Source organism: Ruegeria sp. BG3 (assembly GCF_056538485.1).
The window spans coordinates 303199-316622 of sequence record NZ_JBQFTE010000001.1; the positions used below are offsets into that span (position 1 = coordinate 303199).

The window sequence follows — 13424 nt, forward strand, 5'->3', positions numbered from 1 at the left end:
TTCGTTCCGGTGTCAGATGCATCCATTCCGCAGTCCCGATCAGGAGTCCACCCCAGATGCCCGTCGTCAACCGAATTGCCGATTTTGCCGCCGATATGGCCAAGTGGCGCCAGCACTTGCATACGATCCCTGAACTAGAGTTCGAATGCTACGAGACAGCCGCTTTCGTGGCCGAGCGTCTGAGGGAGTTCGGCGTGGATGAGCTACATGAAGGCATTGCCAAGACTGGGATGGTAGCGATCATCAACGGACAGGGCGACGGCCCGACCATCGGGTTGCGGGCCGATATGGACGCGCTGCCGATCCCCGAGGAGACGGGCGTTGAATACGCCTCGAAGAACCCCGGCAAGATGCATGCCTGCGGGCATGACGGGCACACGACCATGCTCTTGGGGGCTGCACGCTATCTGGCCGAGACGAGGAATTTCGCAGGCCGTGTGGCGCTGATCTTTCAACCGGCCGAAGAAGAAGGCGGCGGCGCGGATGTTATGGTGCAGGAAGGCATCATGGACCGGTTCGATATCTCTCAGGTCTATGGCATTCACAATGATCCGGGAAACCCCGAGGGCGCCTTCTACACGACAGCCGGGCCTCTGATGGCCGCTGTGGATACGTTCGAGATTCACGTGCAAGGGCAGGGCGGTCACGGAGCATTACCGCACCAGACTAAGGATCCGGTGATGGCGGCCTGCGGGATTGCACAGGCGATCCAAACTATTGTCAGTCGAAACCACTATGCGGTGCAGGATCTGGTGATTTCCGTCACGCAAATTCACGCCGGAACAGTGAACAATGTGATTCCGGATACCGCCTATCTTAACGGCACCGTTCGCACGTTTGACCCTACGGTTCAGAAGATGGTGATTGAGCGGATGGAGCAGATCGTGGCGGGCCAGGCGGCCTCATATGGGGTTGATGCGAAGTTGGACTATCAGATCGGCTATCCAGCGACGATCAATGACGCTGAGAAAACAGCCTTTGCCGCGGATGTAGCGCGCGAGGTCTCAGGCGACGACCGCGTTGTCGACAATATGGGCCGTGACATGGGGGCCGAGGATTTCTCGTACATGCTGCAGGCGCGTCCGGGGGCTTATCTGTTTCTGGGTCAGGGTGAGGGCGCCGGGCTGCATCATCCGAAATACAACTTCAACGATGATATCGCACCGGTCGGGGCCTCGTTCTTTGCCCGGATCGTGGAAAAGGCGCAGCCGCTGGGCTGAGGGGACAAGACATGGCACTGGAAGACGCAAAGCATCAGGTCGATGAGGCCTTTACCAACCCCGACCTCAAGGGCCTGTCCTATGAGAACACCTTTGGCGGCGCGACCTCGTTCCTGCGACGGCTTTACACCAAGGACTTGAAGGGTGTGGATATCGCTGTCACCGGCGTGCCGTTCGATCAGGCGGTGACGAACCGCCCCGGCACAAGGCTCGGCCCCCGCGCGATCCGCGAGGCGAGTGCGCTGCAATCCCCCGATGCACCATACGGTTGGCCCTTTGACGCGTTGAGCGAGCTGGCGATCGTTGACTATGGCGATATGGCCTATGACTACGCCAATATCCCGGCCTTTCCGGATACGCTGACCGATCATATCCGCACGATTCTGGCGGCTGACGTGGCCTCGGTCACCTTAGGCGGCGATCACTATATCAGTTTTCCGATCCTGAAAGCTTATGCCGAGAAATACGGCCCGATGTCCTTGCTGCAATTCGATGCGCATACGGACACCTGGGCGGACGATGATATGTCCCGCGTCGATCACGGGACCATGTTCTACAAAGCGGTGAAATCGGGGATCGTGGACCCGAAGCGCTCGGTTCAGGTGGGTATTCGCACCAGCAACGAGGATACGCTGGGCGTCAACATCATCGACGCGCGCGAGGTCTACGAATCCGGCCCCGCTGCCGTGGCGCAGAAGATCAAATCCATACTCGGCGACCGACCTGTCTATCTGAGCTTCGATATCGACGGTCTGGACCCAGCCTTTGCGCCGGGGACCGGGACGCCGGTTTGGGGCGGTTTGTCCTCGATTCAGGCGCAGATCATTCTGCGCGACATTGCCGGGATCAACATCAAGGGCGGAGATGTGGTCGAGGTCTCCCCGCCCTATGACACATCTGGGGCGACGGCGATTGCAGGCGCGCATGTGGCCACGCAAATCATCTGCCTGCTGGGGTGGAACCGGCTGATCGCAGAGAAAAAGTAAACGGGGATCGAAGCGCGTTAACCAATGGTTAGCCAAGTTTCCGGTATGTGCTGAGAAACGTGATCTGATGGGATGGGAACCAACTGCAAATGACTGAATTTAATCAACCGATCAGCGGAAATGATCTGGCGCGGTTCTCCGGGCCGAACACGTTCATGCGGCTGCCGCAGTCGACTTCGCTGGCGGGGCTGGACGTGGCGCTGTTGGGAATACCGATGGATATCGGCACCTCGTGGCGGTCGGGCACGCGGTTCGGACCCAAGCAAATCCGCAGCGAAAGCGCGATGATCCGGCCCTATAATATGGCTACATCGGCAGCCCCTTTCGATACGTTGCAGATTGCCGATATCGGCGATCTGGCGATCAATACGTTTTCGCTGTCGGAAAGCCTCAAGATCATCAAGGACAGCTATGACGGTATCCTCGCGCAGAATGTGGTCCCTGTGGCGATGGGCGGAGATCACTCCATCACCCTGCCGATCCTGCGCGCGATTGCGGCGAAACACGGGCCGGTCGCCCTGGTGCATGTGGATGCCCATGCGGATGTAAACGACGAGATGTTTGGCGAGCGTGAGACCCATGGCACCGTCTTCCGCCGCGCCTATGAGGAAAAGCTGATCGTCCCCGACAAGACCTTTCAGATCGGCATTCGCGGCTCGGGCTATGCCTCAACCGATTTCACCGAGGCGCAAGGCTGGGGCTTCCAGCAATTCCCCGCGTGGGAGTTGTGGCAGCAGAACCTTACGCAGATCGGCTCGCAAATCCGCAAGACGGTCGGCGATCATCCGGTCTATATCACCTATGACATCGACAGTCTGGATCCGGCCTACGCCCCCGGCACCGGCACGCCCGAGATCGGAGGGCTGACAACCCCGCAAGCGCTGCAATTGATCCACGCGCTGCAAGGGGTGAATGTGGTGGGCTGCGATCTGGTGGAGGTCTCTCCGCCCTACGACCCGTCGGGGAACACGGCCCTTACGGCCGCCAATCTTCTGTTCGAAATTCTTTGCATCCTGCCCGGTGTGACGTCACGGTAGCTGACCGGGTTCGCCTTGAAACGGCACCTGTTCCGCATAGGGTTCAGGAAAAGGACAGAGACGGAATGAAACGCATGCTGATTTTGGGTGTTGTTGGTGTGGTGATCGCATTGGGAGCCTACATCCGGCTTGCGCCCTCCGATCCGGCGGACTGGCACATTGCCCCTCGGGCCGAGACCAACCAGGATCTGCAAGGTGGCGTACTGCGCGTGGTCGAAACAGGGCCAGAGGGGCTTGCGAGGCTGGATGCCATTGCTCGCAACGCGCCGCGCACAATCGTTTTGGCTGGATCGGTGAGTGAGGGGCAGATCACCTATATCACCCGCACTAAGATCATCGGCTTTCCCGACTACACCACGGTCCAGCAGGACGGAGACGTGCTGCGTATCCATGGCCGCTTGCGCTTTGGCCGCAAGGATTTCGGGGTGAACAAGGCCCGCGTTGATGGGTGGCTGGCGCAGATGTAGGCGGCGTTCAGGACGCGGATGTCTTGAGGGTCTGATCCAGATCGGGCCAGTCCAAATCTGACGACAAACACCCTTCCTGGACCTCACGCCACATCGGCACATTCAATGACATCTGGCATTGCGCGGTGAAAATCCGGCCATCGACCTGCAGGCAGATCATTTGTCCCAACTCGATCCGCGAGCCCGACTTGTCGGTGCAATAGCAATCGCGAACCTTGCCATCCGGCCCAACATAGTCGGCCATGGCAGGTAGTGCGAACAGCGATAAAATGAAAACCAACCCCTTCATGCCGGGAACCTTAGCACAAGGCTGGCCCTTGACCAAAGCCCCAGATTAAGAGACACCCGCCGGATGATCCCCGAAGAACGCCTTGAGCAGATAACCCAGCGATTCCAATACCTCGAAGCCGCCATGGCCGATGGCGCCTCGGGCGGGGATATCGCGACCCTAGCCAAAGAGTATTCCGACCTTAAACCGGTGGTCGATCAGATCCTGTCCTGGCGTCAGTTGGTCTCGGACTTGGCCGAGGCCGAAGCGATGCTAGCCGACCCGGATATGAAGGAACTGGCCGAGGAGGAAATCCCCCAGCTTCAGTCCCGTATCCCCGAGGCCGAACATGCGCTGCAACTGGCGCTGCTGCCCAAGGACGCAGCGGATGCGCGACCGGCCATGCTGGAAATCCGTCCCGGCACCGGCGGGGATGAAGCGGCGTTGTTCGCTGGGGACCTGCTGCGCATGTACCAACGCTATGCCGAAGCACGGGGATGGCGGTTCGAGATCATCGAAGAACAGGCCTCGGACCTTGGCGGCATCAAAGAGGTCGTCGCCCATATCAAAGGCGACAATGTCTTTGCGCGGATGAAATACGAATCCGGCGTGCATCGGGTGCAACGCGTGCCCGAAACCGAAAGCGGGGGGCGGATTCACACCTCGGCTGCAACGGTCGCGGTTCTGCCCGAGGCTGAGGATGTTGACATCCAAATCGACGCCAATGACATTCGCATTGATACGATGCGGTCGTCCGGCGCCGGAGGGCAGCATGTGAACACCACCGACTCGGCCGTGCGGATTACCCACTTGCCGACCGGTCTTGTGGTGACCAGCTCCGAGAAGTCGCAACACCGCAACCGCGAGATCGCGATGCAGGTGCTGAAAACACGCCTCTATGATCTGGAACGTCAGCGGATCGACAGCGAACGCTCGGCGGATCGGGCCAGTCAGGTGGGCTCGGGCGATCGGTCTGAGCGGATACGGACCTACAACTTCCCGCAAGGCCGGATGACGGATCATCGCATCAACCTGACGCTCTACAAGCTGGATCAGGTCATGCAGGGCGATCTGGATGAGGTGATCGACGCCCTGACCGCAGATGATCAGGCCCGGCTGCTGGCCGAGATGGCGCAATGATTGCGGCCCTGACCGCCGCCAAGGCGATGGCTGCCGCAACAGCCCGCCTGCGCGCTGCCGGTGTCAATGACCCGGCACGTGACGCGCGAGTTCTGTTGGCGCACGCGGCCCGAATCGAGGCCAGCCGCGTCACTCTGATCGCACCCGAGGAACTGTCGCCCGACATTGCCGAACGCTATGAGCAACTGGTGTCGCTGCGCGCGATCCGGGTGCCTGTGTCGCATCTGTTGGGAGAGCGGGAGTTCTACGGTCGCAATTTCCGCGTCAGCCGCGATGTGCTGGACCCGCGCCCCGAGACAGAAACGCTGATCGAAGCCGCGCTGAGCGAGCCGTTTGACCATGTTCTGGACCTTGGGGTCGGCTCGGGCTGTATTCTGGTGACGCTGCTGGCCGAGCGCGCCAGTGCTACGGGCCTGGGGGCAGATCTGAGCGAAGCGGCCTGTTTGCAGGCCAGCGCCAACGCGGTTGAGCATAATGTGCAGGACCGGGCCGAGATTGTGCGCTCGGATTGGTTCGATCGGATTGAGGGGCAGTTTGACCTCATCGTCTCGAACCCGCCCTATATCGCGCTGTCAGAAATGCAGGACCTGTCGCCCGAAGTGCGCGAGCATGAACCTCGCATGGCTTTGACCGATGAAGGGGACGGGCTGGACGCCTATCGCCGGATCGCGGCGGGTGCACCTGATTTCTTGATGGCGGGCGGGCGCTTGCTGGTAGAAATCGGACCGACACAGGCCAAGGACGTGTCGGCTTTGTTCGGTGCCGCTGGCTTGTCGGATATCCGCGTCATCCCCGATCTGGACGGGCGAGACCGTGTTGTTTTGGGCAGAATCCCGGGTTGAACGCAGCGTTAGAGGCCGAAAAGCGCCGGTCTTTGTAAAAAAGCTGCGAAATATCCCAGAAACCTCTTGTCTGAGGCGGCAGGACATGTTTACTCAGGAATGGTCGGAGAGGTTGACGCTGCTTCAGCGCGCCCCTGACGCCAAGCCCAAAAAAGCCGATGACACGTTACGGGACAGGCCTCTGAGCAGCGTAAGGTACGGGTTGATCGGCAGCGAATTGATAAGGCTGACGTAAAGTAAGATGAGATCTTCCAAATCCCGCTCGCGGGCCAAAAATAACCGCAATCGTCCTTCTGGCGGCAACGTCGTCAACCGTGTGTTCGACAGCTCGGGCCCCGAGGGTAAGGTGCGTGGCACACCGCAGCAGATCATTGACAAATACAACCAGCTTGCGCGCGACGCACAGCTGTCCAACGACCGTGTCGCGGCTGAGAACTTTCAGCAGCATGCCGAACACTATCTGCGGATGCTGAGCGAGGCGCAGCGCGAGATTGAAGCGCGCCGCGAAGAGCAGGAGCGCCAGAACCGCGAACGTCAGGCCGAGCGCGACCGTGAACGCGCCGAACGTCAGGAGCGTGAAGCCGCCCGTCAGGCCGACCCGGCCGAGGCGCCCCAGCCTGATGTGATGGATTTCAGCGCGCCTGAACCTGCGCCGGAAAGCGGGTTGGTCGAGACCCCTGAGAGCAAAGACAAAGGTACTCAGGCCCCTGAGAAGAAAGAAAAGCCCGCGCGCAAACCGCGTGCGCCGCGCAAGCCCAAAGCTGCACCTACGGCTGAGGAAGCGCCAAAAACCGATGGGGACGCGCCCGAAGCGGCGGAGTAAGCCGGACACTGATACGAAGAAAGCCCCGGTTTTATCCGGGGCTTTTTCGTTGGGCCTAGGTTTTTTTAACTTCGCGGGCGAGGGCGCAGAAGGCCTCAAGCGGGACCTGCTCGGCCCGATCGGTGGGCTTGATGCCGGCTGCGATCAGGCGATCTTCGATATCAGGCGCCACACCTTTCAATGAGGCACGCAGCATTTTGCGGCGTTGATTGAAGGCGGCGGCAACGACGCGCGATAGGGTGCTGGCGTCGGCTGGATAGCGCGGCTCGGGCAGGGCGGTCAGGTGAACCACTGCGCTGGAGACTTTGGGCGGCGGGGTGAACGCACCGGGGGGCAGAGACATGGCGATACGTGCTTCGGCGCGCCATTGAGCCAGAATCGCAAGGCGACCATAGGCTTTGCTTCCGGGTTGGGCGACGATCCGCTCGGCCACTTCGCGCTGGAACATGAGCGTCAGGCTTTGCCAGAAGGGCGGCCATTCCGGCGGGGTCAGCCAGCGCACCAGCAACTCGGTGCCGACATTGTAGGGTAGATTGGCCGCGACGCGGATGGGCGGGGTCAGGTGTTCCAGCGGGTTGATTTCCAGCGCGTCGCCGTTGAGCACCTCCAACTGGCCCGGATAGGCGGCGGCGATGTCATTTAGGGCAGCGATACAGCGGGTGTCTTTTTCCACCGCCACGACCTTGCGCGCGCCCTCAGATAGCAACCCACGGGTCAGCCCTCCGGGGCCGGGGCCGATTTCCAGAACGTCACAAGTGCTGAGGTCTCCGGCCTGACGCGCGATCTTGGCGGTCAGGTTCAGGTCGAGCAGAAAGTTCTGGCCCAGCGATTTTCGGGCGGATAGCTGGTGGGTCGCGATGACCTCACGCAGGGGGGGGAGGGTGTCGATAGCGCTCATGATCCGGTTACCGTGACGCGCTTGGGGGTGTCAGCGCCAGTGATTTTTTGCCTCCGGCGGGGATATTTCCAGCCAAGTGAAGGATCAAGCGCTTTGTGCCATCTTCTGCGCGAGTTTCAGCGCTTCGATCAGGCTGGTTGGATTGGCGATGCCTTGCCCTGCGATATCCAGCGCCGTGCCATGATCGGGCGAGGTGCGTATGAAGGGCAGGCCGAGGGTGACATTCACGCCCCGGTCGAAATCCAGCGTTTTGATCGGGATCAGGGCTTGATCGTGATACATCGCGATGGCTGCATCATAGCGGCTGCGCGCGGCGACATGAAACATCGTGTCGGCGGGATGTGGGCCGGTGACGCTGTAGCCCTCAGGCTGCAGGTTCGCCAGCATCGGCGCGATCCAGTCCAGCTCCTCGGTTCCCATTTTGCCGCCTTCGCCCGCATGGGGGTTCAGACCGGCCACGGCGATGCGCGGGGCCTCAATGCCGAACTGGGAGTGCAGGGCGGTGGCGGTGATCTCGATCGTGTCGTGCAGCAGGGCCGGGGTCAGTTCTTGCGGGACACGGGAGAGGGGGATGTGAATGGTCGCGGGCACGACCCGAAGCTGATCGCTGGCCAGCATCATCACCACCCGTTCACGGCCCGCCAGAGCCGCCAGAAATTCGGTGTGGCCAGGGTAGGAGAAACCGGCCCCGTCGATGAGCGCCTTTTTGTGGATCGGGGCCGTACACAGGGCCGAGGCCGCGCCGGATTGCACAAGGGAAACGCCCTGTTCGATGGCATCAATGACCGATGGCGCATTGGCTGGCGTGGGTTGGCCGGGCGTGTTGGGGGCTGGGAAGTTCAGCTGCAAAACTGGTAGCGCGGTTTGGGAAACCGAGATGGCCTCGACCGGATCGCTGATCAGCTTGGCTTGTGTGTCTGACGGCAGGTGCGCGACGTCGCCTATGTAGAAAAAGGGACAGGCGTCGCGCAATTCCGCCCATGCTTTGGCGGCGATCTCGGGGCCTATGCCCGCCGGATCGCCGCAGCTGAGCGCGATGGGCGCGCTCATTGTTCGATGATGCTGGCGTCGGCGCGCAATTGTTCCAACAGGCTGTCAGCAAAGGCTTGCAGGCGCTGTTGCGTCAGCGCATTCGCCACATCCGCGCGCGAGGTATTTTCACCCAGATTGCGTGTGCGGTTGCATAGCATCAGGAACATCAGCGTTTGGCCGTTGTTGCGTGTCAGCGTGGTCGAGACGTCGTTCGGGTCTAGCTTGGCCAGTTCGATCGCTATGTCGCGCGAGATTTCGGAGGGGGCGGCTTCGACGCGTTCCAGCACTTCGGCGGGTTGCTCCTGCGCGATGCCATAGAGATCGTCACAGGTGTCGATCTCTTCGCGAAGTTTTGCAGCGGCTGCCAAAGTCTCGGCGCTACGGCCTCCGGCCATGTAGTAGATGGCGTAGTCTATCTTGGAGTAAGACGGCGTGCCGGTTGCAACTTCACGTAAGCCGCGCATCTGGAACAGAGCGATGGCGTTGGGCAGGGCGATCGGGCTGGTGATCTCACCATTCTTCAAGCCAAGAACCACGGGCTGGAGAGCTGGGGGCAGGCCAGACAGGTTCAGCCAGTCGAGGCGGCCGCCATTGCTGCGGGTTTCTGCAGCCGAGTATTGCGCCGCCGCTGCTGAAAATGCGTCAAACCCTTCGAGATTGGCGATTTCTTCAGCGAGAAGCTCGGTCTGGGCGAGGGTCTGCTGGTTTACAGGAATGATGATTTCAGACAACAAGACCTGAAGTCCGCCACCGCCGCCCTGACCCAGGGCACGGTTGATCTCTTCCTCGGAGGGGTTGGCCTGAGACAGAAAGCGCGCGCTGATATAGTTGCGCCATGTTAGCTGATCGGCGACGAAATCGCGGACTGTTTCCGGATCGACGCCTTCGTTGGCCAGCAATTGCAGGAACTGCTCGGTGCTGAGGCGCCCGCGGGCCGCGAATTCATCGACACCCGCCTGAATCGCCTCGGGCGGGACCTCGATCCCAGCTTCGCGCACGGCTTGTTTGCGCAGGCGGTCGTCGATCAGGGCCTGCCGAACCTCGGCCTCGGACCCGCCAGAGATGCCGAGTGCGTTTACGAATTGCTGACGTTGCTCTAACTCATACCAAGTGACCACGTCCTGATTGACCCGGATTGCAGGCGAAAACAGGCTTTGCGCAAACGTCTGGGGCGCAGTGAAGGTCAGAATCGTAGCGGCCAGGGCCGGAAGTACCAGCCGGATCGAATCGGAACGAAGAAACCGTGAGAAAGTTGGAATCAACTGCATGTTCTCTTGTAAGTGTTACCAGCGCCTTCGAGGGCGTATCCTGTCAAGGATACGGTAAAGCCGAATTCGGTCGAAGGCTCAATAGTTGATGTTGAAGTAAAGCGACGCCTTACGGACATGTTAACCCGAACGCATTCGTTCTGGTAGGTCACGCCGAGGCCCAGGCGAATGGGTTCGGATTCGTTGAGATCATAGCGTGCCTCGGCCCGGGTCAGCCAGTTCTGGTCGAACTGATAGCGCCCGCGCAGCCAGACCTCAGAGACCTCCTCTTCGATGTTTTCAGCCGGGTCGGGTTCCAGCCAGATATAGCTGCCGGTGAAGGCTGAACCTTCTTTCGCCCACTCTCCACGCAGCTCGGCCTTGGCAAAACTCAGGTCGCCGTTCAGAATTCCGCGCCCGGCCAAAGACCAGCCATTGGCGGTTTTGAGCTGACCGGCCAGCAGGATATCGGACGATGTGCCCTGCAGTCCCGAAGTCAGAGTGAAATCCGGATCGGCATCCGCACGAAATACTTGGCCCACCGTGGCAAGCGCCTGCCAGCCTCCGCGACCATAGCGCGCCCAGTTGACGCCGACAGCGGCGGTTGCGCCATCCTCGCGGCGATCCTCGGCCGGAAAGCGCGACAGAGACAGTAGGTTGCCTTCGTCGAATTCCTGAAACGTGCTTTCGTCGATCGGCACATCATTGTCGGAAACATTGGTCCAGCCGAACTGAACGATGGGTTCCAGAAACTGCGTCGCGCCGGATTTTTCGCGGCGTGTCATCGGATAGCGCAAGGTCAGGGCGGCCCGAGGGGTCGTCCGGGTGGCTTGCGTGGGGAAATTGCTGTCGTGGCGGATGTTGAACGCGTCAATGGAGGCACCGAACAACGCATCAGCCCGCAATCCGGTGGCAAAGGTCCAGCTGCGCAGCCATTCGGCGTCAAAGGTTGTGCGCGCCACGTCGCGTCCGACCACGTCCTCATCGCTGGTGCGCTCATGCGCGTGGGCGATGACGTTTACCCGAACCTCTCCGCCGACGGAGGTTGGGAAATAGCGCTTTTGGAAGTTCAGATCGAAAATGCGCGAGGGGATTTCATCCTGATCTTCGCTGTCACGCAGCGTTTTGTAGTGAATAAAGCTGGTCCGGAACGCCGTGTCGCGCTTGATCCGTTCCAGCGCAACTTCGCTGCGGAGGCGGTCCAAATCGGGCAGACCGTAGTCGGCCAGATAGGAATCATCCGAGGTCGTCTGCAGATCGAAGGTAAAGCGATAGTCATTTTTAAAGTCGAACCAGCCTTCGGCGAACAGATAACCGCGATCCTGATCCGGTTGAATGTCGTCCCGGGTCTGCGCGCCGTTGATCTCGATCCGGCCATTCACGAAAGCCTGTCGATAGCGATAGCCAAGCGTCGTGGTTTTGGACGAGAGATAGGGCGTAAGGGTCAGGTCCTTGTGGTCGCCAATTTTAAAGAAATACGGCACCTGAACCCCGGTTCCAAGCTGCGAGGTGGTGCGAATGGACGGCACCAGAAAACCGGTCGCACGCTCCAGAGTCGGGTCGGGCAGGCGCAGATAGGGGAAGTAGAAGACGGGAACGTCCAGCACCCGCAGCTGCGCTCCCTCAAAGTAAAGCTGCCGCTCGAGCGAGTCATGCGTGACCTTACGCGCCCGGATCTGCCACAGAGGCGGACGGCCATCGGTGCAGACATGGCACGAGGTTGCGGCGATCTTGCTGAATTGCGTGTAGCGCCCTCCGGCGCGGCGGGCCTGAACGGATGCAATTTGTACCTGCTGCTCGAACACCATCCGCGCGCCCACCAACAGGCCGTTCTGTAGCCCGTTGTCCAGCTGTGCCGAATCCGCCAGGATAGTCGATTGCCCGCCTTGATCAATGCGGACCGGGCCATCGAGCGTCAGCTCTCCGGTTTCGCGGTCATAGACGATGCGATTGGCGCTGAGTTTGACGTTGCCCTGAAACGCTTCGACATTGCCCTCGGCCACCAGCTTGCGTTCGGGCGTGATAAAGATCTTGTCGGCCACAAGCAGCGCCGGTTCTTCCTCTTGGGCTGGGCTTTGGGTGACGGTCGGGTCGGTCAGATTTTGTGCGGCCAGGCCAAAGGGTAGGGTCAGGGCCAGCAGGCTGGTCGCTGCAAACGGCATAAAACCTCGCATCAGCCGTCCTCCGCGTGCAGCAACAGGCCAAGCGAGAGCAGGATCGCCGCAAAGGGCGGTGCCCAGGCGGCGACGTAGATCGGAAGCTGGCCGTTTTCGCCCAGAATCTGCGCGAAGTTGCGCACGAAATAGATCGCAAAGCCCAACAGAACAGCAGTCAGCACCGCCACACCGGTTCCACCAAAGCGCACATGGCGCATGGTGAAGGCCGCTCCGATCAGGACCATGGCGACCAGAAACAGCGGCCGGGCAAGTTGGACATGCAGCCAGACCTCATATTGCTTGGTCGAAAACCCGGCCTCACCTAAATCGCGGATCAGTTTGGGCAGATCATAGACCGAGACCGAGTCCTGCTTACCCAGCGTATCCAGAATGCGTTCCCGGGTCAGTGTGGTCGGAAGCTCAAGACGTTCATGCGAAACAGCGTTTGTTTCAGGGTTCAAGTCGTCCCGCAGTGGCCAGAGTTTGGCGTCGGTCAAAACCCAGGTTCCGTTGGTCAGCTCGGCGCGTTCGGCCACGATCTGCTGGTTCGGCTTTCCGTCGCCCGAGAAGGTGATGATGGTCACATCGTCAAGACCCAGAGTATCCCCGTTCGATGTACCCCTGGCGTGGATCACCGATTGGCCATTGTCCGAGCTTTGGCGCAACCAAAGGCCCTCGCGGCTTATCGACAGGGCAGAGCTACCATCGTCGCGATAGGCGTCCGATAAGCGCTCGAACTCTTCCGAGGTCGCGGCGGCGATCGGGTTCAGTAACGCAACGGCCAGAATTCCAATCATCAGGGCCAGGGTGACGGGGGCCACCAGTGCCCGCAGGCCCGAGCGTCCGGTGGCGCGGGTCACCACCAGTTCTGAGGTGCGCGCCAGCCCAACGAACAGCGCGATGGTGGACAGGATGATCAGCAGGGGCAGCATCTCGCTGATCGCGGCAGGTGTGTTCAGCAGTGTTAGACCCAGCAGTTGGCCGACGGACAGGTCATAGTCGTCAAAGCGGCGCAGCTGTTCGATTAGGTCGATCAGAATCATCAGCGTCAAAAAGATGCCGCCGATGACCAGAAAGCTTTGAAGAAAGCGGCGCGCGAAATAGCGGTCGAGGATCACGGGAAGACCCTCTCAGGGCTTGAAACGCAGGGGTTCACGCCCGGATCGCCAATGCATGTCATCATGCGCGACAGCGAATGCCTGCCGTTTGGTGCCACTTAGATCTCCCCCGAGCCTGCCGTTTATTTTTGCAGGACCTTAATGCAAATGGCGTGCGGGGAAAACTGCTATCTGGTCAAGCCGCGCAGCG

Annotated in this window: 13 protein-coding genes; 7 read left to right on the forward strand and 6 right to left on the reverse strand. The window is 60.5% G+C overall.

The genetic code is table 11. From position 1 onward, the window contains the following. The first annotated feature begins 56 nt into the window (after window positions 1-56). From ACR0AI_RS01545 to ACR0AI_RS01560, 4 genes are all read left to right on the forward strand, one after another. Window positions 57-1220, forward strand: coding sequence for a M20 aminoacylase family protein (locus tag ACR0AI_RS01545; RefSeq protein WP_480671170.1), 1164 nt, complete (start codon window positions 57-59; stop codon window positions 1218-1220). Window positions 1221-1231: 11 nt separating this feature from the next. Next, window positions 1232-2206 carry an agmatinase gene (speB, locus tag ACR0AI_RS01550; RefSeq protein WP_480671168.1) on the forward strand — a complete coding sequence of 325 codons (975 nt, stop codon included), beginning with the start codon at window positions 1232-1234 and terminating at the stop codon, window positions 2204-2206. Window positions 2207-2295: 89 nt separating this feature from the next. After that, window positions 2296-3243, forward strand: a complete 948-nt coding sequence (gene speB / locus ACR0AI_RS01555) for an agmatinase (protein WP_480671166.1) — start codon at window positions 2296-2298, stop codon at window positions 3241-3243. A gap of 65 nt (window positions 3244-3308) precedes the next feature. After that, the gene (locus ACR0AI_RS01560; protein ID WP_170688790.1) at window positions 3309-3710 is read left to right on the forward strand and encodes a DUF1499 domain-containing protein; all 402 of its coding nucleotides are present in this window, start codon (window positions 3309-3311) and stop codon (window positions 3708-3710) included. A gap of 7 nt (window positions 3711-3717) precedes the next feature. On the opposite strand, the gene ACR0AI_RS01565 is transcribed toward ACR0AI_RS01560, so the two are convergent. After that, window positions 3718-3999 carry a hypothetical protein gene (locus tag ACR0AI_RS01565; RefSeq protein WP_170373917.1) on the reverse strand — a complete coding sequence of 94 codons (282 nt, stop codon included), beginning with the start codon at window positions 3997-3999 and terminating at the stop codon, window positions 3718-3720. Window positions 4000-4062: 63 nt separating this feature from the next. Here ACR0AI_RS01565 and prfA point away from each other — a divergent pair, with 63 nt between their 5' ends. From prfA to ACR0AI_RS01580, 3 genes are all read left to right on the forward strand, one after another. Further along, window positions 4063-5118, forward strand: coding sequence for a peptide chain release factor 1 (gene prfA, locus ACR0AI_RS01570; RefSeq protein WP_170373916.1), 1056 nt, complete (start codon window positions 4063-4065; stop codon window positions 5116-5118). Continuing rightward, entirely contained in the window at window positions 5115-5960 is an 846-nt protein-coding gene (gene prmC / locus ACR0AI_RS01575) for a peptide chain release factor N(5)-glutamine methyltransferase (protein ID WP_419738104.1), read from the forward strand. Before prfA ends, prmC begins: the two co-directional genes overlap by 4 nt. Window positions 5961-6201: 241 nt before the next feature. Further along, a complete protein-coding gene (locus ACR0AI_RS01580; protein ID WP_419738103.1) occupies window positions 6202-6783 on the forward strand; it encodes a DUF4167 domain-containing protein in 582 nt (193 codons plus the stop codon). Between the two features lie 55 nt (window positions 6784-6838). On the opposite strand, the gene rsmA is transcribed toward ACR0AI_RS01580, so the two are convergent. The 5 genes from rsmA to lptG form a co-directional block, all read right to left on the reverse strand. Further along, complete coding sequence (gene rsmA / locus ACR0AI_RS01585; RefSeq protein WP_480671165.1) at window positions 6839-7681, reverse strand: 16S rRNA (adenine(1518)-N(6)/adenine(1519)-N(6))-dimethyltransferase RsmA; 843 nt, start codon at window positions 7679-7681, stop codon at window positions 6839-6841. An 84-nt stretch (window positions 7682-7765) separates the two neighbouring features. Continuing rightward, window positions 7766-8731 carry a 4-hydroxythreonine-4-phosphate dehydrogenase PdxA gene (pdxA, locus tag ACR0AI_RS01590; RefSeq protein WP_480671164.1) on the reverse strand — a complete coding sequence of 322 codons (966 nt, stop codon included), beginning with the start codon at window positions 8729-8731 and terminating at the stop codon, window positions 7766-7768. Continuing rightward, entirely contained in the window at window positions 8728-9981 is a 1254-nt protein-coding gene (locus ACR0AI_RS01595) for a peptidylprolyl isomerase (protein ID WP_480671163.1), read from the reverse strand. Before ACR0AI_RS01595 ends, pdxA begins: the two co-directional genes overlap by 4 nt. Then, window positions 9972-12134, reverse strand: coding sequence for an LPS-assembly protein LptD (locus ACR0AI_RS01600; RefSeq protein WP_480671162.1), 2163 nt, complete (start codon window positions 12132-12134; stop codon window positions 9972-9974). The genes ACR0AI_RS01595 and ACR0AI_RS01600 overlap by 10 nt, the downstream gene beginning before the upstream one ends. Then, window positions 12134-13234, reverse strand: coding sequence for an LPS export ABC transporter permease LptG (gene lptG / locus ACR0AI_RS01605; protein WP_480671161.1), 1101 nt, complete (start codon window positions 13232-13234; stop codon window positions 12134-12136). The genes ACR0AI_RS01600 and lptG overlap by 1 nt, the downstream gene beginning before the upstream one ends. Between the last annotated feature and the right edge of the window lie 190 nt (window positions 13235-13424).